18 protein-coding genes are annotated in these 21,696 nt (G+C 43.2%); 10 read left to right on the forward strand and 8 right to left on the reverse strand.

The window, feature by feature from the left end; genetic code table 11:
• Positions 1–52: 52 nt before the first annotated feature.
• The 3 genes from ppc to HC246_RS09265 all read left to right on the forward strand — a co-directional run bounded on the left by ppc (position 53) and on the right by HC246_RS09265 (position 4,838).
• Positions 53–2,980 (forward strand): phosphoenolpyruvate carboxylase, encoded by a 2,928-nt coding sequence (ppc, locus tag HC246_RS09255; RefSeq protein ID WP_169363130.1) that lies wholly within the window; start codon positions 53–55, stop codon positions 2,978–2,980.
• A gap of 115 nt (positions 2,981–3,095) precedes the next feature.
• On the forward strand, positions 3,096–4,145 hold the full coding sequence (locus tag HC246_RS09260) for a Gfo/Idh/MocA family protein (RefSeq protein WP_169363131.1): 1,050 nt from the start codon (positions 3,096–3,098) through the stop codon (positions 4,143–4,145).
• A gap of 192 nt (positions 4,146–4,337) precedes the next feature.
• Positions 4,338–4,838, forward strand: coding sequence for an outer membrane beta-barrel protein (locus HC246_RS09265; RefSeq protein ID WP_169363132.1), 501 nt, complete (start codon positions 4,338–4,340; stop codon positions 4,836–4,838).
• Between the two features lie 35 nt (positions 4,839–4,873).
• Here HC246_RS09265 and HC246_RS09270 read toward each other — a convergent pair whose 3' ends face one another.
• A complete protein-coding gene (locus tag HC246_RS09270) occupies positions 4,874–5,224 on the reverse strand; it encodes a DUF6464 family protein (RefSeq protein ID WP_169363133.1) in 351 nt (116 codons plus the stop codon).
• Between the two features lie 450 nt (positions 5,225–5,674).
• On the opposite strand from HC246_RS09270, the gene HC246_RS09275 reads away from it, so the two are divergent.
• Together HC246_RS09275 and HC246_RS09280 are read left to right on the forward strand one after the other, a co-directional pair.
• Positions 5,675–6,517 carry a C39 family peptidase gene (locus HC246_RS09275; RefSeq protein WP_169363134.1) on the forward strand — a complete coding sequence of 281 codons (843 nt, stop codon included), beginning with the start codon at positions 5,675–5,677 and terminating at the stop codon, positions 6,515–6,517.
• Between the two features lie 145 nt (positions 6,518–6,662).
• On the forward strand, positions 6,663–7,268 hold the full coding sequence (locus HC246_RS09280; protein ID WP_169363135.1) for a DedA family protein: 606 nt from the start codon (positions 6,663–6,665) through the stop codon (positions 7,266–7,268).
• A gap of 27 nt (positions 7,269–7,295) precedes the next feature.
• On the opposite strand, the gene HC246_RS09285 is transcribed toward HC246_RS09280, so the two are convergent.
• Both HC246_RS09285 and HC246_RS09290 read right to left on the reverse strand, forming a co-directional pair.
• Positions 7,296–8,255 (reverse strand): endonuclease/exonuclease/phosphatase family protein, encoded by a 960-nt coding sequence (locus HC246_RS09285; protein ID WP_169363136.1) that lies wholly within the window; start codon positions 8,253–8,255, stop codon positions 7,296–7,298.
• Between the two features lie 50 nt (positions 8,256–8,305).
• Positions 8,306–9,775 (reverse strand): serine/threonine protein kinase, encoded by a 1,470-nt coding sequence (locus tag HC246_RS09290; RefSeq protein ID WP_169363137.1) that lies wholly within the window; start codon positions 9,773–9,775, stop codon positions 8,306–8,308.
• 265 nt (positions 9,776–10,040) lie between these two features.
• Between HC246_RS09290 and HC246_RS09295 the strand changes: the two genes are divergently transcribed.
• Positions 10,041–10,805 carry a Uma2 family endonuclease gene (locus HC246_RS09295; protein ID WP_169363138.1) on the forward strand — a complete coding sequence of 255 codons (765 nt, stop codon included), beginning with the start codon at positions 10,041–10,043 and terminating at the stop codon, positions 10,803–10,805.
• A 1-nt stretch (position 10,806) separates the two neighbouring features.
• Here HC246_RS09295 and HC246_RS09300 read toward each other — a convergent pair whose 3' ends face one another.
• The 5 genes from HC246_RS09300 to HC246_RS09320 form a co-directional block, all read right to left on the reverse strand.
• Positions 10,807–11,643: a Cof-type HAD-IIB family hydrolase gene (locus tag HC246_RS09300; protein WP_169363139.1), complete on the reverse strand. Its 837-nt coding sequence runs from the start codon at positions 11,641–11,643 to the stop codon at positions 10,807–10,809.
• A 154-nt stretch (positions 11,644–11,797) separates the two neighbouring features.
• The gene (locus HC246_RS09305; RefSeq protein ID WP_169363140.1) at positions 11,798–12,712 is read right to left on the reverse strand and encodes a Sll0314/Alr1548 family TPR repeat-containing protein; all 915 of its coding nucleotides are present in this window, start codon (positions 12,710–12,712) and stop codon (positions 11,798–11,800) included.
• Positions 12,713–12,958: 246 nt separating this feature from the next.
• Positions 12,959–16,585, reverse strand: a complete 3,627-nt coding sequence (locus tag HC246_RS26730; protein WP_211167662.1) for a WD40 repeat domain-containing protein — start codon at positions 16,583–16,585, stop codon at positions 12,959–12,961.
• Positions 16,586–16,719: 134 nt separating this feature from the next.
• Complete coding sequence (locus HC246_RS09315) at positions 16,720–17,130, reverse strand: hypothetical protein (protein ID WP_169363141.1); 411 nt, start codon at positions 17,128–17,130, stop codon at positions 16,720–16,722.
• A gap of 293 nt (positions 17,131–17,423) precedes the next feature.
• Entirely contained in the window at positions 17,424–18,584 is a 1,161-nt protein-coding gene (locus HC246_RS09320) for a fatty acid desaturase (protein ID WP_169363142.1), read from the reverse strand.
• A 360-nt stretch (positions 18,585–18,944) separates the two neighbouring features.
• Here HC246_RS09320 and petJ point away from each other — a divergent pair, with 360 nt between their 5' ends.
• From petJ to HC246_RS09340, 4 genes are all read left to right on the forward strand, one after another.
• Positions 18,945–19,283: a cytochrome c6 PetJ gene (gene petJ / locus HC246_RS09325; protein WP_169363143.1), complete on the forward strand. Its 339-nt coding sequence runs from the start codon at positions 18,945–18,947 to the stop codon at positions 19,281–19,283.
• Between the two features lie 83 nt (positions 19,284–19,366).
• Positions 19,367–19,957 carry a superoxide dismutase family protein gene (locus tag HC246_RS09330; protein WP_169363144.1) on the forward strand — a complete coding sequence of 197 codons (591 nt, stop codon included), beginning with the start codon at positions 19,367–19,369 and terminating at the stop codon, positions 19,955–19,957.
• A gap of 17 nt (positions 19,958–19,974) precedes the next feature.
• A complete protein-coding gene (locus HC246_RS09335) occupies positions 19,975–20,421 on the forward strand; it encodes a hypothetical protein (protein WP_169363145.1) in 447 nt (148 codons plus the stop codon).
• Positions 20,422–20,459: 38 nt separating this feature from the next.
• Positions 20,460–21,662 carry an urease accessory protein UreH domain-containing protein gene (locus HC246_RS09340; RefSeq protein ID WP_169363146.1) on the forward strand — a complete coding sequence of 401 codons (1,203 nt, stop codon included), beginning with the start codon at positions 20,460–20,462 and terminating at the stop codon, positions 21,660–21,662.
• Positions 21,663–21,696: the final 34 nt, after the last annotated feature.

The following is a 21,696-nucleotide window of genomic DNA, read 5'->3' on the forward strand; positions in this document are numbered from 1 at the left end:
CTCCTTAAAGCAGGACAATTTTGGACTAGAAAGAAAATTTGGAGAAAGTTGGATGAGTTCCCCAGCAGCACTGTCAGCGTCATTAGTACAGATTGTCAACATTGAGAGCGATCTGCGTGCCGCCAATTCTCGTCTGCGATATCGTCTCAAGCTCGTCGAGGATTTGTGGGAATCAGTCCTATTAAGAGAAAGCGGTCAAGAACTAGTTGATTTATTGAGACAACTGCGGGCTATGTGTTCACCAGAGGGGCAAGCCCCCGAATACCCTGCCGAAGAGGTTTTAAAGGTGGTCGAAAGTCTTGACCTCCATCAAGCCACTACAGCCGCTCGTGCCTTTGCTTTATTTTTTCAGCTAATCAATATAGTTGAGCAAGATCATGAGCAGGAACAAACTAGCATCTATCGCGTTAGCCCGATCAATAGTGAAGCCGAATATCCTGTGGGTACATTTCGCTGGCTTTTTCCTGAACTGAAAAAACTCAACGTTCCTCCACGCCAAATCCAGAAAATCCTCGATAACCTCGATATTCGGCTGGTCTTTACTGCTCACCCTACAGAAATTGTGCGGCATACGATTCGCGATAAACAACGCACGATCGCTAAGATGCTCAAGGAACTCGATCGTCTCATTGGTTTTCGTGGTGATGAAGCAGTGCCACAGGCGATCGCCCTCAACTGGGAGGCAGCCTCATTACAGGATCAAATAGCAGAGGAAATCCGTCTCTGGTGGCGTACTGATGAGCTAAACCAAATTAAGCCCACGGTTTTAGACGAAGCTGACTATACCCTACATTATTTTGAAGAGGTTTTATTTGATGCGATCCCTGTCCTTTACGATCGCATTGCTTCCGCAATTGCTGTTACTTTTCCTAAACTAAAGTTACCAAGCTATGACTTTTGCAAATTTGGCTCATGGGTTGGTAGCGATCGCGATGGCAATCCCTACGTTACTCCCGAAGTCACATGGCAAACCGCGTGCTATCAGCGAAATCTAGTTTTAAACAAATATATTAAATCCATTGAGCGTCTCAGCCGCTTATTGTCGCTATCCCAAAGCCTTAGCGATGTTTCTCAAGATTTGCTGGACTCCCTTGGCGACGATCAGATCCATCTGCCTGAAATTTACGAGAAATATTCGATCAAGTTCCGCCAAGAGCCTTATCGCCTCAAACTCGCCTACGTCAAAAACAGACTAGAAAGAACACGCGATCGTAATCAAAAATTGCGCCATAGTGGATGGCAAGCCTCGGAAATGGAATTATCCACCAAGGGACAAGAACATCTCTTATATACCCATGTAGATGACTTCCTCGCCGAATTAAAACTAATTCAGGCAAGCTTAATCGAAACCAAACTCAATCCCAAACCCCTTGAAAATCTGATCCGTCAGGTTGAGGTTTATGGTTTTCACTTAGCCCACCTCGATATCCGTCAAGAAAGTACGCAACATAGCAACACAATCACCGAAATTGCTGAAACATTGCAATTGCTGCCCCAACCCTATGATGCCCTCAGTGAAGCCGAAAAAGTCACTTGGCTGACACAGGAGTTAAAAACCCGTCGTCCCATGATTCCCAGCCACTTGAACTTTAGTGCCAAAACCAACGAAATTATTGAGACATTTCGGATGGTGGCAAAGCTGCAACAGGAATTTTCGATTGAAATCTGCAATAACTACGTGATCAGTATGAACCGTAGTGTTAGCGATATTCTCGAAGTCATGCTGCTAGCCAAAGAAGCAGGACTCTATGACCCAGCCACGGGCAAAGGCTCACTCAGCATTGCACCGCTCTTTGAAACAGTTGAGGATTTGCAAAGTGCCCCGCCAATCATGACGGAGTTATTTGAGCTACCGCTTTATCGCACCTATCTCGAAAGCCATGATCATCTACAAGAAGTCATGCTTGGCTATTCTGACAGTAATAAAGATTCAGGATTTTTGAGCAGTAACTGGGAAATTTATAAAGCCCAACGCGCCTTACAGGACGTTTGCCAAAAATATCAAGTGGATCTACGGATGTTTCACGGACGTGGCGGCTCGGTCGGACGTGGTGGCGGCCCAACCTATGAGGCAATCTTGGCACAGCCCGGCCGCAGCATCGAGGGACGCATCAAAATCACCGAACAAGGGGAAGTACTTGCCTCGAAGTATTCCTTGCCCGAAATCGCTCTTTATAACCTCGAAACGATCGCTACTGCGGTGATTCAAGCTGCCCTATTACCCAGTAGCACCGATACCCTCGATTGCTGGCTGGACACAATGGAAGAAATTTCTAAGCGATCGCGCCAAGTGTATCGCCATTTAATTTACGAGCAGCCAAATCTGGTGGAATTTTTTCACCAAGTTACGCCGATCGAAGAAATTAGCCAATTACAAATTAGCTCCCGTCCCGCCCGTCGTGCAGGTAAACGCGATCTCGGCAGTTTAAGAGCAATTCCTTGGGTATTTAGTTGGACACAAAGCCGCTTTTTATTACCCTCTTGGTATGGCATCGGTGCAGCCCTAGAAGAATTTCTCCAAGAAAACCCTGATGGGCATTTGTCGCTATTGCAATATTTCTATAGCAAATGGCCCTTCTTTAAAACGGCAATCTCCCGTGTCGAGATGACGATCGCCAAAACCGATATGCAAATCGCCCATCACTATATGCGAGAGCTAACTAAAGAGGGTTACGAGGAAGCCTTTATCGAAATATTTGCGGAAATCACCGAGGAGTTTCAACGCACACGCAAAGTACTGCAATTGATCACAGGACAAAAGCAAATGCTAGATAGCGATCGCGATCTCCAACGCTCAGTGCAACTACGGAATGGCTCAATTGTACCCCTCGGCTTTATTCAAGCCTCTTTGCTCAAGCGTTTACGCCAACACCGTCCTGATACCGTTGATCTGCGATCGCGCTATTCCAAAAACGAACTTTTGCGTGGGGCATTGCTGACGATCAACGGCATTGCGGCAGGTATGCGGAATACAGGTTGATCCCTATTACGAGAAAGCACCCATAGGGTGCTTTCTATTTAGAGCGCAAAGCGTTATACATCCATGTTACGATTTTGGACAAACTGAGCGTGTTTATTGAGCGTGTGTGAGGAGTATGAGCCCCAATCGTAATTTCCAAGATCCTATAAGGGTTGGTGTCATTGGTATCGGTAACATGGGGCAGCATCATGCAAGAGTCCTCAGCTTGCTCAAGGATGCAGAATTAGTTGGTGTTTCCGATGTCAGTGTAGAACGCGGACGTGATACCGCAAATAAGCATCGTGTTCTCTATTTTGAAGATTACCGCGAACTTTTACCCCTAGTCGATGCAGTTTGTATCGCCGTCCCCACGCGATTGCATTACGATGTGGGCACAACTTGCCTAAAGGCTGGTGTACATGTACTGATAGAAAAGCCGATCGCCGCCACCATCGAAGAAGCCGAAGCCCTAGTTAAAATCGCCGCCGACCATAATCGCATTCTTCAAGTCGGACATATTGAAAGATTTAACCCCGCTTTCCAAGAACTTAGCAAAGTTTTAAAACATGAGACAATTTTGGCGATCGAAGCTGATCGCATGAGTCCCTATTCGCAAAGGGCAAATGATGTCTCGGTCGTATTTGATTTGATGATTCATGATATTGATCTGATCCTTGAGCTAGTCCCCTCTGCGATCGTGCGAGTCTCCGCCCATGGCAATCGCGTTTCCCCAGAATCCAGCTATCTCGACTATGTCACCGCCACGATCGGCTTTGAGAATGGTGTAATCGCTACCCTCACCGCTAGCAAAGTTACCCATCGCAAAAAGCGCAAAATCACTGCTCACTGTACCAATTCCCTCACCGAGTCAGATTTCCTCAATAACGAAATTTTGATTCATCGTCAAACTACAGCCAACTGGACAACCGATTACGGTCAAGTCCTCTATCGTCAAGACGGTTTCATCGAAAAAGTCTATACCAGCAATATTGAGCCACTGCACGCCGAACTAGAGCATTTTGTTGCCTGTGTTCGTGATAAGGCACAACCCTCCGTCGGCGGCGATCAAGCCTTAAAAACCCTGCGTCTCGCTAGTCTGATCGAACAAACAGCGATCGATGGGCAAGTCTGGCGCAGTTGCGATTTGCAATTACGTGAGGTTGCCACAGCAGGTAGCTACGTATAAAAGAAGTTTTGCTTTGCAAAACTTCTTTTATCTCTCACCCGTTAGCATGATTATCTAGAGATAGAAATCCTTCAAAAAGCAAGAAACCCAGTCACTGACTGGGTTTCTTGCTTTTTGAAGCTCAAGGAACAATGGGAACTATGCCAATTATCTCCAGTCAAAGGAGTCATAGTTCAGCAGGAAATCAATCTCATGAAATCTCTTACAAAAATCTATTTAGGTGTTGCGATCGCTACTTCTGTTCTTACCTCATTTAGCGCAGTCGCCTCAGCCGAAGAAGTAAGACTACCTGGTAGCTATGTAGGTGCTGGCGTGTCTCTTCAAAGTTTTGCAACTAATCCTTCCGTAGTAGGAGCAAACTTAGCAGGTCGCTATAAATTTGATGATGTACCACTTTCCGTCAGAAGTTCTGTTCTCTTTGGTAATGGCGGTACTTCCATTGTTCCTACCGTTTCCTATGACTTACCAGTAGGCGATCGCACTAACGTTTATCTTGGTGCTGGTGCTTCCTTTAAAGTTGGCGGTAACAGCAGCATGACAGGTGATCAAACTGCCTTTGCGGTTCAACCTGGTGTCGAAGTTAGCCTCAACAAAAATATTTTGCTTTATAGCAATGCTGTAATTCCATTTAATGGACAAAGCAATGGTTCTGCAGGAACTTCCCTACAGGCTGGCGTAGGTCTTCAATTCTAACTTCCCAAAAAAGGCGGCGCAATGCGCCGCCTTTTTTATGCTTCCCAAAAGCGACATCCTTGACAAGGACCATTTGGATTGACCGCACAGCGAATAATTTCCGAACCAGCATTATATCGACAACTTCCATCCCCAATTATCCAACGCCCATTCACCAAACTTCTTTCCAAATTCTCTGGTGCTGGCTGTACGTAAACTAAAACTCTAAATAAGTTATATTTTCCTCTCCGAAACTGATAGCGATGACGGCGCTCTAAGATCACATAGGTTTTACCTTCTAAATTGATATAGTTTCCTGGTTGAGGCATCCAATCAAGATATAATTTACCCAAAGTGCTTTCAGGATGAAGGGTACACACCTCTGTAGGCACTGCTGATATTTCCATAGGGTTAACTGTTTAATTGCGCTAAGATCATTGTGCCATTGAGTTACAGCGTCATTATAATTTACAGCGCTTTGCGCTCAAACCCTAACCAAGAAATTTTTTAAAAGCATTGAAAAACAACACTTTTAAAAAATTTCCTATAGCTTGTACGCTCGGAAATTGGTATAACAACTCACAATTAGAATCAACACAATACACCACTCAGCGATTCTCATTATCAAAATCATTTTTTGCAATCTTACTCTAGACAGGATTACCAAAAACAGTTTTGCTATTTTCCAAGCTGTTGACGCTAGAAAATAGCAAAACTGTTTTTTGATGAGAACTAATATGAGCTGCGCCCAGATACTTAATTATTCATTAATACAAGATTTCAAAAATCTATAAATAATTCCTGATTGCGATATGAGATGATTTATATAATTATCGCATTCACTCCGAGGTTGTCCTATGCCCAAAGCGATCGCCGAAGCAGATACTTTTCTGAAAAAAAAGCTGCTTGGCTCAACGGATTTAGCCGATTCTGAGAAGATTTTCATCAAAAAGGGGCAGTCTTTTTTTGTGACTGAGTATAGCCCCGATCGTAATCAACATCTTCTCCTAACTCTTGCTTCTCCCTTCCCTGCCTTAGATGGTAAAGCTCAACTGCAAAAAGTATATGCCTATGATCCTCATGTCAAAATTGAGGGGGAAGATATCAATCAACTGATTAAGCTCCCAGTCAAATATTGCTCTCAATTAGATAATGATCAGGCAATCTTTGGTCCTGGCTGGAGACAGTGCAATACGACCAGCAATACAATGCTAGCCGATTTTGTGCTAAATGGAGCCTTGACCACGATGGCAAAAGCACAGGGATTCCCCGAACCCGAATCTGTCTATATGCGAATTGTGGGCAAGTATGGTGATACTACTGATCATGACGCTCAAACATGGGCTTTAAAAGAACTTGGTATAGACTCTTACTTTAGCTATTCCCTGTCCGCAAAAGATGTCTTAATGTCTCTTAAGGCAAATATTCCTGTAGTTGTAGGATTCGCTTACAAAGGCAGTGGACACATTTGCTTGATTGTGGGACATGACCCTAACCAAAAAGTTTGGCTTGTTCACGATCCTTACGGAACTCGTCATGGGGCTAGCGACAGTTATGATGTCGGTGTTGGTGGAGCCTACGATGCCTATACCTATACAGTAATGCAGCAAATTTTTTGGGACGGCGGTGGTGAAGCTGGTTGGGGAAGAATCGTCACCAGTATCAAGGGCAAACCCACGGGTTTACCTTCAGGACTCTAATGCTCTCCATTACACCTCCCTAGAGTCATTGAGAAGCAAGAAATTTTTAGAAAAACTGGCTTTGCCAGTTTTTCTAAAAATTTCTTGGCATTTGAATCAACACAAAGCACTATAAAACAAGATTACAAAAAGGTATTAAGGCAACGTGAATATTTTAGAACCAAAGCAATTGGTTGAATCGCTGGGATCTGTTGGTGGTCATCTTGCAATTTGGGCGATCATCTTTGCTGAATCTGGTCTACTTGTTGGGTTCTTTTTACCAGGAGACTCGCTTCTATTTGCCGCAGGTTTTTTGGCTTCTATAGGAAAGCTCAACATCTTTGCACTGATTATCGGATGCTTTTTTTGTGCAGTGCTGGGAGATAACGTAGGCTATGCTACAGGCAAACGCTTTGGGCACAAATTATTTTCTAGAGAAGATTCGATATTTTTTCATAAGAAGCATATTATCAAGGCACAAAATTTTTATGATAAGCATGGCAAAAAAACCATCATCCTAGCTCGCTTTTTGCCCGTTGTCCGCACCTTTGCCCCCATCGTCGCAGGCATTGGCAAAATGGACTACGCCACATTCTTTAAGTTCAATCTAATTGGTGGGTTCATCTGGACATCTGGCTTATCTCTATTGGGCTATGGATTGGGAAATGTTATTCCCGATGTTGATAAATATTTGCTACCTATTACGATCGCTATTGTTGTGATTTCGGTTGTTCCTTCTCTTTTACATTTACTTCCAGAACGCGAAAAATAATGAAGCTGTTGCAAGGCAACAGCTTCATTATTTTGTGCGAAAGATGGCTCTTACGGGTAAGTGATCAGAAACTTTAGAAAAATAGGTGCGATCGCTATCAAAGCCTAAATCTTTTTGAGGATCGAGAATTTGCACTGATTGAGGAATATATTCTTCTTCTGCACCCTTGGGAGCTTTGGAAACCGCAATATGGTCGATAACGCAACCAGTGCCACGATTGGAATAACGCGGACGACCCTCAGGGGTTTTCGGTTGACCATGTTTTTTCAAACAGTTCTCTTGAGCATTGGTTTCCACCGATCTTGTTAAGAATGACAAGGGAGCATCACGTAAGCCACGATTTTGCTCTGCCCATGTAGGACTATTGAAATCTCCTACTAGAATCAAGTCAGGATCAGATTGAGGATTCTTTTGATATTGATCAACCTCTTTCCGTAGGAGATCGCTTTGATGTTGACGCAGGCGATCAGCATCTGCACCGCCGCTACCCTTTTGATGCACTACTACTAAGGTAAAGTCAAACTTCTGTCCAGCTTTGATGTAGGTGACAAGGGGCGATCGCAAAGTCCCTGTGATATTTACCTGTTTCCATTCCGTCACTTTTTGAGCAGATACTTCGTCTTGACGATAGAAAAGAGCGACCCTTTGTTTATTACCCGATTCTCCTAAGATAAAGTTCCATTTTTGAGATTTATTCAACTTCTCTTTGAGCTTTTCCGCAGCAACGGGACTAACCTCTTGTAAGCCAATAACATCAAAATTCCGCTCAATAATTTGGCTCACCGCATCAACCTTTGCTGAGTTCAATCCATCAAAATTTTCCAGATTAAAGGTTCCGAGGCGAATTTGGTCGGGGGTATTGGCAGTCGCGAAGGGATTGGAGCAACCAGCAGCGATCGCAACTATGCCAAAAACAGCTAAACCCAGAATATGTAAGTATTTAACATTGTGAAAACGCGATCGCATCATAATATTCACATATTTCATGAAAACAAGATGTCAGCAAGGCTATAGCTTAGAATGAACTACTCCAAAAATCATCTAGAGTTACCGATCTTAATTTGATGTAAGAAATCTTCAAGTACATCGATTAACCAACTCACCTCTGTCGGGCGTAAATCGGATACTGCCAAGGTATAGGGAACTCCCGCTAGATAGAGAATTACATTAGACTTCATCGAGTTATCTTCACTGGGTTCACTCGCTGCCCAAGCGAGCCAATTGAAAAAGTTACTATTTTTTCTTTCGATCATTTTCCATTGTGGCTCTACTCCTTGCAATTCATGGGTGGGAAATTTCGCATGCCAGTAAATTTTGCCTAGAAGCGATCGCCTTAACCAAGTTTCTTGCTCACCGATTTCTAAGATGATGGTTGTTAGGGAATTTACAGTGCCAATTAGCAACAGTAGTAAGATGAAAGCAACACCAATGTAGCTCCAATTTCCTATAGTCGCAATGAGCATCAGGATACTAGGAAAAAATGGCTGAAGAAAGAAACTAATTACAATAACTAATACCCAAATCGCAATTGCTGTCCAGATCTGACAAGGAATAATGATTCTCAGTTGGTTTGCCGATTGCTCAACTTGGATATTGGTATTGTCTGGTGGATAAACTCTACGCTTGGGGCGAACCGTGGCAGTTGGGGCAGATATATTTGAGGCAACTTGAGGTTTTACTAAGGGAGTCGATGGTTCTTTGAGAGATTGTAAAGCCTCTCTCGCTGACCCATAGCGCTTTTTGACTGTAGGTTCTACCAATTTTTGAATCCAATGCACTAGATGAGAACTAGCACTGGTGCGATCGCGAAAAACTATCTTTGCATCATCATCCTGTGGTAAATCCGCAGGGGAAATCCCCGTCAATAGATGAATCATCGTCGCACCCAAAGCATAGAGATCAGAGGCGGCTACGGCTCTACCTCCATACTGTTCCATCGGTGCATAGCCATAGGTTCCGACCACGGTAAAAGATTTGCCTTCAGCACTGGCTTTGTCCTGTACTGCGCCAAAATCCACCAGATAAATATTTCTAGATCCCCCTTCTTTACCAGTCAGAATCAAGTTACTAGGCTTGATATCACGATGGAGAACTTGGGGATTCAATTCATGCAGATAAATGAGAATTTCTAAAATGGCGATCGCCATTTGTTTAACCTGTGCTTCTGTAAATTTATGCCCCTGAGCAATATATTCTCGCAAAGAATTTCCTTGAATATATTCCTGTACGAGTCCAAACCACAAAGAGCGATCATCAATGGAAAAGTAATCGCGATATTTAGGAATCCTCGGATGATCTAACTGTTTAAGTACATTTGCCTCCCGTTCAAACAATTTCAAATCTTCCCATTGCACATTCCCTCCAAAAGCTAACAGCTTAACCACCACCAGTTCATTCTCTTGCTGCAAATCCTTTGCAAGCCAAGTTTCTCGTCCTGCATTCTGACCTAGTTGACGTTCTAATTGATAGCGCTGATTAATGACTTCTTGAGGCTGAAGCTTAGTCATAGAATTTGCTCAAAGAATTGAGTAGTTATACCAAAACTAAAAATGGCTACGCCATTTTTAGTTTTAAAAATCCTTACTGGGCTTGTTTTTTAATTCGCGAAAGTGTTGTCATACTTTCGTGAATTGGTATTAAGCATAGATAAACTTAAAACTCAAATTGTGTGGTTGCACGCTATGTGGGCAGCCACACAATTTGGTTTGAGTTTACAACTATGCTGAGCTACTTATAATATAAACATAATGACAATGAGGGAGATCGAAAGTCATGACTTTCACAATCGATCCATCTATAGACCCTGTTGTGCTACCCGATCACACCCAACTGCCAGAGTCAGATGGCACATTTGTAAAAAATTTCCAAGAGCATCCCCAAAGTATTCTCCTAACAGATTCAATAGAGCCTGTATTACAAAAAATACATTCCGATGGACAATATGCGATCGGTCAGGATAGTGGCATCTATTGGCGCATGACCGAACCTCCCGAAAAAGGAGCAGAGGCTCCCGATTGGTTTTATGTGCCAAATGTACCACCATTATTAAATGGGATTCCGCGTCGTTCCTATGTTCTCTGGCAAGAATTTATTGCTCCGTTAATCATTTTGGAATTTGTGTCTGGAACTGGGAAGGAAGAGAGGGATAAAACGCCTTGGAAAGGTAAATTCTTCATCTATGAACAGGTGATTCGTCCTGCTTTTTATGGCATTTACGAAGTTCAAACTGCTAGCGTCGAGCTATATCAATTTGTTGGCAATCAATTTAAACTTGTACCCGCTAATGAGCGCGGACATTACCCCATTGAACAACTTGGGGTTGAGATCGGGATTTGGCAGGGACAATATCAAAATCTCGAACTACCTTGGCTCCGTTGGTGGGATGCTCAAGGCAATTTATTGATCACTGGCTCGGAACGTGCTGAGATTGAAAGCCAAAGAGCAACCAAGGAGTATCAACGCGCTGAACAAGAACGCCAACGCGCCGATCGCTTACTTGCTCAACTCAGGGCAGCAGGAATTGAACCAGACCTATAAGCTACAAAACAAATTTGGCGATCGCTGCGGCTGCACCATCATCTTCCACACTAGGCGCAACCCAATCCGCGAGAGGCTTTAATCCTTCAGGACTATTACCCATCGCCACGCCGATTCCTGCATATTCGATCATCTCTAAATCGTTGAAGTTATCACCGATCGCTAAAACCTGAGAGCGATCAAAGCCCAAAATATTCTCTGCTAAATGTTTTACGGCAGTACCTTTATTCGCGATCGGATTGGTTGCCTCAAAGAATGTAGCTACGGACTTCGTGAGATAAAGTTGTTGCGGTGTATAGCGATCTTTCAATACTCTTAGCATTTCTGTCACTAATTCGGCGGTATCGCTCAGAGCCAAGATTTTTGTGGGTGGATGATCGGTACTAGCACTAGTCAGAAATTCGCGTAAATCACCAACTACCTTAACGCCCACCTTAGAACGTTCGGCATAGGCTTGGGTTTGAGCAGTCATTTTGCGAACGTAGAGTTCATCATTGACATAGATATGAATCGAAAGCTGGTCATTAGTCGCAAATTCGCCCAGATCATCTAACAAAGAAAGAGCTTGCTCTAACTCAACTGGCCAATGTCCTACTAATTCATCGGTTTGAGGATCTTTGATAAATGCACCTTGATAGGAGATCAATGGCATATCTGAGGCGATCGCTTCATGAAAGCGTAATGCTGAGCGATACATTCTCCCAGTGGCGATCGCTACCTTGACACCCTTAGCTTGAGCCGCTTTCACTGCCTCTTTCACTGCATCATTGACCTGATTGGCATCACCGCTAATCGTGCCATCAATATCTACCACGACCAGTTTTATATCTTGTGCCATGAGTTTTGTCTTGCTTTGTATGAACTGAAATAGAACCTATTGCCTGCAATAGTTTAGCGAAGATCGCCACATTCACGCTGTAGCCAGTAATGCTTGTAAAAATTTTCACAAAAAAGCCTCGCTGTGCGAGGCTTTTTTGTCATGTTAGTGATAACTATTTTTCAGCACAGGCTGAACCAACCAAACCACGGCATTGTTCGCGGATTTCTGCTAACAGGCTGGGATTCAACTGCTTAGCTTTACTCAGGGCTAGTTCAAATTGTTTTTTCGCCTCAGGAATGTTGCTACCTTGCATCCATAGAATCTGTCCCTTTAGATAATTGAGTTCTGGGTTATTCGGTGCAGAGGTAAGGGCTTTATTTACAGCATCTAGGGCAAGATCTGGCATCCGTGCATCGCGATAGGCAAGGGCAATACCACGCCATTTCAGATAGTCAGGAGCCGCATATTGCTTCAGGCTAGACAAGGCTGATTCAAGGTCTGATAAAGGCAATACTGAGGCAATCAGCATATCGATATAGCCTTTAATCAAGTTCAGTTCAGGATCATTTGCGTCAATATCCTGTGCTTTTTTGATGTTGTCAAATACGCTCTGGACAAGGGGGAGGGCTTTAGGTGCGCTAGATACACCTTCGGTTTTGACGATATATCCTGCTTCGATCAAGTCACTTGCTGCTAGATAGATATAGGCTCTGAGGTCATCTTTGCCTCTCAGGGCTTCGGCATTGCGGCGTACCCGTTTGCCAGCTACTTGCATTCCTAAAAAGTCGTCTTTGGCGTAGAAAGTCGCGGATCTGAGCGCAAATACTAGCGGCTCATCGGCTTCAGTACCTACAGCTTTGTCTAACTGTCTCACTGCTTCTACATAGTTGCCGTCTTTAAACATTAGTTCAAAGGCTTTTTGAGTTTCGCTACCGATCGCCCTAGCATTTGAGCTGCGAAACGGATCGGCGGCGAAGCTAGGCATGGCGGTGGCGACGCTGACTAATGCTGCCAATAGGGATGCAGATATGGATGTAAGTATTGGTGCAAATATTGGCGCAGATGTTGGTTTCAAAGGACGCTTCATATAATTTCCCCGAAAATCTCAGGCTATAGGTAGTTAGCAAAGTTTAGATCGTATTCTTAGGCATTCTGTCAAAATTTATTCGGACTTAACCTAAACACTTAATCTAAATTTAGTCTGAATTTTTGATCTGCCTGCAATATAGTACTTTGATATATCGAAAGACGATTTTAATTTACAAAAAGTTTCTGACCTTCACCTGATGGTCTAGATCACAAGTTAGCGATCGGTTCTACATTTACGACTCGACTACTTTTTCGTGCCAATCCCATCGCAGAGATGTCTGTCGCTTTCGCTGACGTTAATATTGTAGGTTAAATAAGCGCGTACGCGATCGCAACCACGCTCCATCAAAGCATCTAAATCCCACCCATTGTTGCGACTCCAGAGTTTGATAGTGAAGTCATCACTACCAGAAGCCAAGGTCTTGCCATCAGGACTAAAACTCACGCTCCAGACAAGACCATTATGCCCCTTGAGTGTACGAATTTCGTTTCCAGTATCTAGATTCCAGAGTTTGATTGTTTTATCACCACTGCCAGAAGCCAAGGTCTTGCCATCAGGACTAAAACTTACGCTATTGACAGAGTTATCATGACCCCTGAAGGTGCGAATTTCCCTTCCTGTCTCCAGATTCCAAAGTTTGATTGTCTTGTCACCACTACCAGAAGCCAAGGTCTTGCCATCAGGACTAAAACTTACGCTATTGACATATTCATCATGCCCCCTGAGGGTGCGAATTTTGATTTCTGTCTCCTGAGTCTCCAGATTCCAGAGTTTGATTGTTTTGTCACCACTGCCAGAAGCCAAGGTCTTACCATCAGGACTAAAACTCATGCTTACGATAGGGTTATCATGCCCCTTGAGAGTAAGAATTTCGGTTCCTGTTTCTAGATTCCAGAGTTTGATTGTTTTATCACCACTGCCAGAAGCCAAGGTCTTGCCATCAGGACTAAAACTTACGCTATTGACAGAGTCATCATGGCCCCTGAGGGTGCGAATTTCGCTTCCTGTCTCCAAATTCCAAAGTTTGATTGTATTGTCACTACTACCAGAAGCCAAGGTCTTGCCATCAGGACTAAAACTCATGCTATTGACAGAGTTATCATGCCACCTGAGGGTGCGAATTTCGCTTCCTGTCTCCAAATTCCAAAGTTTGATTGTATTGTCACCACTACCAGAAGCCAAAGTCTTGCCATCAGGACTAAAACTCATGCTATTGACATAGTTATCATGCCCCTTGAGGGTGCGAATTTCGCTTCCTGTCTCCAAATTCCAGAGTTTGATTGTTTTGTCAATACTACCCGAAGCCAAAGTCTTGCCATCGGGGCTAAAATTCACGCCTCTGACATAGTTATCATGCCCCTTGAGGGTGCGAATTTCGCTTCCTGTCTCCAGATTCCAGAGTTTGATTGTTTTGTCACCACTGCCAGAAGCCAAGGTCTTGCCATCAGGGTTAAAACTCACGCTTAAGACATAGTTATCATGCCCCTTGAGGGTGCGAATTTCGCTTCCTGTCTCCAGATTCCAGAGTTTGATTGTCTTGTCACCACTACCAGAAGCCAAAGTCTTGCCATTGGAGCTAAAACTCACGCTATAGACAAAGCCTTCATGTCCCTTGAGGGTGCGAATTTCCCTTCCTGTCTCCAGATTCCAGAGTTTGATTGTCTTGTCATCACTACCAGAAGCCAAAGTCTTGCCATTGGAGCTAAAACTCACGCTATAGACAAAGCTTTCATGCCCCTTGAGGGTGCGAATTTCCCTTCCTGTCTCCAGATTCCAGAGTTTGATTGTCTTGTCATCACTGCCAGAAGCCAAGGTCTTGCCATCAGGACTAAAACTCACGCTATAGACAAAGCTTTCATGCCCCTTGAGGGTGCGAATTTCCCTTCCTGTCTCCAAATTCCAGAGTTTGATTGTCTTGTCAGTACTACCCGAAGCCAAAGTCTTGCCATCGGGACTAAAACTCACGCTTACGATAGGGTTATCATGCCCCTTGAGAGTAAGAATTTCGGTTCCTGTTTCTAGATTCCAGAGTTTGATTGTTTTGTCACCACTACCAGAAACCAAAGTCTTGCCATTGGGATTGAAACTCACGCTTAAGACATAGTCATCATGCCCTTCTAGACGATTGTATTCACTTCTCTTGTTAAGAGTTTCTTGCAAAGCATTGAACACATCTGGACGGCCAACTCGCTGGCTTTGCAGAATTTTTCCCGCCTTAATTGCTGTAACAAAAGCATCCAATTCCTTTCCCTTATCCAATAGAGACAAAGAAGTATATCCAAGCGCATCGGCAAGATTGAGTTCCGCTTCTCTGGTCTTTTGCCAAGCCATCCACCCCAACCCCGCACTAATCACCACCGCCACCAATGATCCCGCCGCAATTCGCCTCGCGGTTCTAATCTTTTCATTCTTCTGTCGTTCCGCTTGCGTGACACTAGACTCAATAAACTCGAACGCTACAGCATCCAAATTAGGCAGCGATCCTTCCTTTTGGAGTTCCACAATTCGCGCCAACTTCGAGCCATTCCAGAGTTCACTATTAGCCTTTTGCAGATCCTTTTGACCCAACTCATGCCACTGTTTCGCATCCGCATACAAGCGATTTCTGAGGACAATGATCTCCTCCTTTTCCCGAATTAAATCCTGTAACACCTTCCAAGAACGCAGCAAAGCCTCATGGGCAACTTCAACTGTCGCTTTACTATCTTCTCCCTTACTCACCAAAAGACGGTTATCAATCAATTTCTCTAGAGCAGATTCTTGAATCCCACCATCACAAAATATTGACTTGTTTGCCCTTCTGCTTATAGGTTTCTTGCCTTCTAACTCAATTAATTCTAAGAAAATATGATCAGCAGCTTTTCGCTCTAACAAGTTTAGCTTCTTCTCCTCACTTTCCTTATTGTAATAGATGTCATCTGCCTGTTTCTGAAGTGCCCCTGTTACGCCCTCCAACTTCTGATAAGTCTCAGCATTTAAAACCCTATCTTGCAGATCATCCTTATTCCACAATAAATTCAAGGTATATTGCAAAAGCGGCAAAGAACCAGCCTGTTGCTTAAAATCAGCAATAATTTGCTCGGTTAATCCCTTCTCAAAGACAACACCATTTCTAGCCGCAGGTTCCGCGATCGCCAATCTCAGATCGCGATCGTCCATATCTGTGAGCAATAGACCATAGAGATTATGGATTTCCCCTAAATCTGGATAAGGACTTAATTTATCCAGAAAATCCGCCCGCATCGTCAAAATGACTTTAATAGAACTATCCGATCTCTCAATCAACTTGATGAGACTTTTAATAAAAACATCCCGCTCTGCCTTCGATGTGCGCGTAAACAACTCCTCAAACTGATCGATAAAAATCAACCACTGAGCATCCTGTTTCAGAGATTGCTCAACCTGAATCAATGTATCTTCTTTGACTATTTGAGCAAGCTTCGCCTTCGATTTGTATGTAGGTTGGAGAGAAACATAAAAAGATTCAAAAGGACTAATATCTGGGACAAAATCGAATAGCTTAAATAGACTCAAACTTGGTTGTTTTTCTAAAGCAGGAACTACTCCTGCCTTAATAAGCGATGATTTCCCACTGCCAGATGCACCCAAAAGCAAAAGCACATTCTTTTGTTTTAAATGCTCTGTTAAATTTTCAATCCAGCGATCGCGCCCAAAAAATTTATCATGATCCTTAAATTCAAACTTCTCTAAACCCATATAAGGCGAAGCTTTAATCAGCTCTCTAGCCTGAATCTCAGCATCAGAGGATGTCTGAGAAATATAGGTGATATTGACATTGACCGTTCCTGCATTTGGTCCAGCAACGCCAAACACATCTTTAGCAGATACATCGGAATGGGGGTCAGTCACATAAACCTCTATATAAACTTGATGACTGATAATTGCCCCCTAGCCCCCAATTTTGGGGAGAAAGAAAATAAAATCCTTCCAAAGCCCCCCAATTCTGGGGGACTTTGGGGGCTTAGATACAGTAATTGCCTTCTTTATTTGCCCTTATTCACATCCCCAATCGTAACTGTTCCTGTGTTTGTACCAGCAACACCATACACATCACCCAAAACCGTTACAGTTGTATTGTATTTACCTTCTTTAAACCCTTCAGGATCTCCCTTTTTCAATACCTCTCTAGCAGCATTCAGTATTTCTTCGTCTGTGCCGATTTCTATTTCAAGTAACTCTTCTTCAAGAAGCGCTTTAACTGCTTTTGAGTCTGGCTTTTTCTCGTGTTTGTCTACAATATTGCTATCATCTTCTTTACCCTTATCAGCAAACCTTTTCTTAATCAACGCTTTTAACCCCTCATAAGCATCCTTAACGCCTTTTTCCGCTATATCCTTAGCAGCAGCTACCGCACCAGCTACTAACGCAGTAATAATGAGAGAAACTGGTTCCATCTTTTGACTCTCCAAAAATTATGAGCAATTAAACTTTGTATATTTTATATAAATAAGAGTATTTTCCTTAAATTGTTAATTTTAAATTCATAAAACTTCAAGACTTTGCCCATAACTTGCAACACTTATCACCATAAATAGTCAAGCAAATAGCCATCAGAAAACTTCAAAAGCATAGGTTAAAATCCCCGATTTTTCGTGAGCATTTCACTTTGGCGCAGTCCCAATTCTACCAAAAGCCTAGAACAAGGGGCTTAAGCCCCTTGCCCTCCAAATGTGCCAAAGTTAAGTTGTTAAAACTTCCCATTTTTGATCAGCAATTCCTCTGTTCTATTGACTTCTACAAGACCTTGGACAGGCTCTAGATCCATAGACTGAACTGCTTGGCGAAAAGCTTCGATCGAGACGAGTTTATTTGCTTTCGTATCCCACAAAATAAACTTCGCACTGTCAAATATATTGCCAATCCGTAATGTTTTTACTTTTGAGAGAAGATGAACATTCGCATTGTGGCAAGCTTCGAGATTGTAGTTAGGAATTCGTTCCGAGAGATGATGAATATTGTGATAGCCAATATCTGCGGAGAACCACTTGAAAATTGTTGGCAATTGTAAATAACTGCTACCCTCAAGTGCTCCCAGTAGATAATCCCAACCTTCTGTCTTATGAGCATAGGAATCCTCAAAATAGTGCTGCACAAAGAACACACAGATAAAGATCGCGGCTGCAAAAGTTAAGGAGATGGAGTAAATACTTAGGAAAAAGCCTGCTCCCATGAGATGACTCAGAAAAATCCAAGCACTAATCACACAAATATTATTGAGCAGCAAGTCTACAAATTCCGATGTTGTATACCAATTTCTAGATTTGTGAGAAGCAATAATTGCGGATAAACCCATGCGGGGATTTGTCCTTAAGCAGGAGAATACATGACCGATAAAATCGCAAGTTCCTGCAATGAGCGCATATCTTGGCTTAATCGCGAGGTAAAAGAATCCTCCAGGCAAAGACATTAATGGATGTCTGAGAAATGCGTAAAGTTTTTGGTCAAATGCATTGAATCTGGCAAATTCCTCAGTAGACACAAATGCACCAACACCACGATATCTCTCAAAATCTCCATTGGTTTTATGGTGATAGGCATGACCTCTTGACCAAGGATATTGAGGAATCGCATTAATCACCCCTAAAAAGAATCCAACAACTCTATTGACCTTTTTGGAACTAAAGAGAGAATAATGTCCACAATCATGCATTAAAGAGAAGCAGCGCAATGAGAAGAGTGTCATCAAAGCGATGATGGGCGGAAGAAACCAAAAGGAAATCGCGGTCACTTTAACTGCCAAAACCCATAACAGCACATAGGGAACAACTGTATTCAGAATTTGATAAGTTGCCCATAAGTCGTTGCTCTTCATATAGGGAGTCAGCGTAAAGTCAGACTTTTTAATCATAGATTCCTTTCCATAAAACACTCTTGTAAATAACCCTTAAAAATAACGATAACGAGAAAACAATTCGGATAATTGAACACCAGAATATAAAATCATTCTAGCGATCGCTTACTCGCTTATAACATTCTGAAGTAAGAACTATCTCCCAAGAGAGAGTCCACACCTGTTTTTGAAAGTGTGGCTTCGCCACACTTTCAAAAAGTCAAGTATTTTGTTTGACAGGCTGTCTTTTGACTACTAGAGCAAATACCGTCATCATAAACCCAGACTAAAATTCAACTCGACTTTGCGGCTAAGCCGCGTAGGGCATTAGCAAAGGCTTTGCCCTTATTTTTCGTGAATAAATAAGGAATAATTAAAATGAAACGTATTTTTTCGATTCTAGCGATCGCCTTAACTATGTTGGTCAGCCTGACACTAGGGCAGCCAGCATTTGCCGAACTATCCGCAGGCGCAAAAATCTTTAATAATAACTGCGCTCAATGCCATGCAGGCGGACGCAATAACGTAGTTGCTAAGAAAACCTTGAAGGCAGATGCTTTGGAAGAGTATGGCAAAAACACCGTAGAAGCGATCATCCTCCAAGTTACTAACGGCAAAGGCGCAATGCCTGCTTTTGGCAAGAAGCTTAAAGCTGAGGAAATTGAGTTAGTTGCGAACTATGTCCTTGAGCAAGCTCAGAACGGTTGGACTAACTAAGAATTGTTTTTTTACATGGCGAATGAGTACTGACTCATCCGCCAAACACTTTATTCCTTAAGATTTTCAAGAAAAGCGATCGCATGAAATCCCATAATTTCCCATCTCGACTTACAGCAAAATTCGCAGCCTTGCTGTCTTGCACTACCATGACCATGATCGCCACTACCACCGTAGCGATCGCTCAAACAACTCAACCGAAAGCCAGTTCTCGCATTTTCAACATTAAGGGAGAACTAGTCGGAACTGCCACATTTATCCAAACCCCTGTAGGTGTGAAAGTTGATCTCAAGGTGCAAAACTTAGCACAGGGAGAGCATATGGTGCATTTACATGAAAAAGGCAAATGTGACGCACCCAAATTTCAGACATCAGGCGATCATTTTGATCCGAAAGATGTGGATGATGATGAGGAAGATAGTACTCACCTCCATCACAAGCATGAAGCGGGCAAACACAAGCCTGCTGGCGATTTACCAAATATTATCGTTAAGCAAGATGGCAATGGCAGTCTGACAGCCATATTGCCAAAATTAACTTTGGGATCGGGGAAAAATTCTCTGCTGAAGCATGGTGGCACATCGATCATTATCCATGCAGGTGCAAATGGTAAATCAACTATCCCCAATGTGGATTACAAGACTCGGATTGCTTGTGGAATCATCAAACCTTAAAAAGAAAATCTGAACCAATGTTTGAAGTAGCTTCTGTCTTATTAAACCTGAATTTATCCAATGTTCCTAATATTGATTCTCACTTAGAAAAATCACCAGTGCGGATTGCCCATGAGGTGAGAACTTCTCAAGACGTTGGCGGCACAATTCATATTGAACCTAACGATCGCCCTGTTGCTGGCAAAAAAACTCGTATCTGGATCGCTCTCACCAAACGTGGGGGTGAAATTATTCCCTACGAGAAATGTAATTGTCAGATGGAGGTGCGATCGCTAACGGATCGCAATCTTAAATTTACGGTATCCAATTCCTCCGCAATTATTGATCGATTTTTGGGACTACCTAGTCTAGAAGTCACATTTCCGCAAATTGGTCGATATGAACTCAAACTCAATGGTTCGCCGAAGGATGATGCCGATTTTGCGCCCTTTGAATTGACTTTTACGACTAATGTGGGCAGATAGATGTGGGCAGATAGAGCAGAAAGCGCTATAAATAAAGAATGTTAGATTTACTGCTTGTTGCGGCTTTAGGATTTTTGGGGAGCTTTGGTCATTGTGTGGGCATGTGTGGGCCTTTGACCGTCGCTTTTTCACTTTCAAGTAAGGATCAATCTCCCCAAAACGGTTCTCGAAACTGGCAACAGCATCTCTATTTTCATACCCTCCTGAATATTGGCAGAATTTTAAGCTATGCGATCGCGGGTGCGGCGATTGGGGCGATCGGTTCGGTGCTAGTGGCTAGCGGGCAGTTAGCAGGCATTGAAAGCGACCTGCGTCGTTGGTTGGCAATTTTGACAGGAATACTTTTAATTTGGATGGGAATGATCCAGATTAAGCCCGAAGGCTTGCCAAATATTCCCTTTCTCAATCCGATGGCGATGGTAGCGCTGCATCAACGTCTCAACAACGCCATGATGAAGTTATCCCTCAATTCCCATCCGCTTACCCCTGCATTACTGGGCATGACATGGGGCTTAATTCCCTGTGGATTTCTCTATACTGCTCAACTCAAGGCAGCCGAAACCAGTAACATGATGCAGGGTGCGCTGACGATGTTGGCGTTTGGATTGGGAACATTGCCCTCGATGCTAGGAATTGGTGTATTTGCAGGTTTATTAAGTCGCGATCGCCGCAGTCAGTTATTTCAATTGGGCGGCTGGATTACGCTCACCATCGGTGTTTTGACCTTAATCCGCACTAGCGACATGGTGGACTACACAGGACATGGCGGCTTAATTTTGTTAATCCTTGCCCTTGCCGCCCGTCCCCTCAGTCATCTATTTAAATTCTGTGCGCCTCTAATGCTCTATCGTCGAGCGATTGGGGTAGGAGCATTCGTTCTCTCCCTCGCCCATACCTTCCATATGATCGAGCATTCTTTCCAATGGAACTTTGATGCTTTATCCTTTATGATTCCTCTGCATCAAGTATCAATCTGGATTGGCGCGATCGCGATCGCACTGATGGCTCCTGCGGCGCTCACTAGTTCTGATTGGATGGTGGCGAAACTCGGTAAGTCTTGGCGCTATTTACATTTGCTATCAGTTCCCGCCTTGGTACTTGCGTCAATCCATACAATTGCGATCGGTTCTAATTATCTCGGTGCAGTGGCTTGGACTCCGAAAAATTGGATTTTCACGATTCTCTGTGGAGCGATGACCATAGGAACTTTGTTAATCAGAACTTGGAAGTTTAGAAGGTAGTTGAGATCGACAACTACCTAAAAATTGATTTTTT

Source organism: Pseudanabaena yagii GIHE-NHR1, from assembly GCF_012863495.1.
Lineage (GTDB): Bacteria > Cyanobacteriota > Cyanobacteriia > Pseudanabaenales > Pseudanabaenaceae > Pseudanabaena > Pseudanabaena yagii.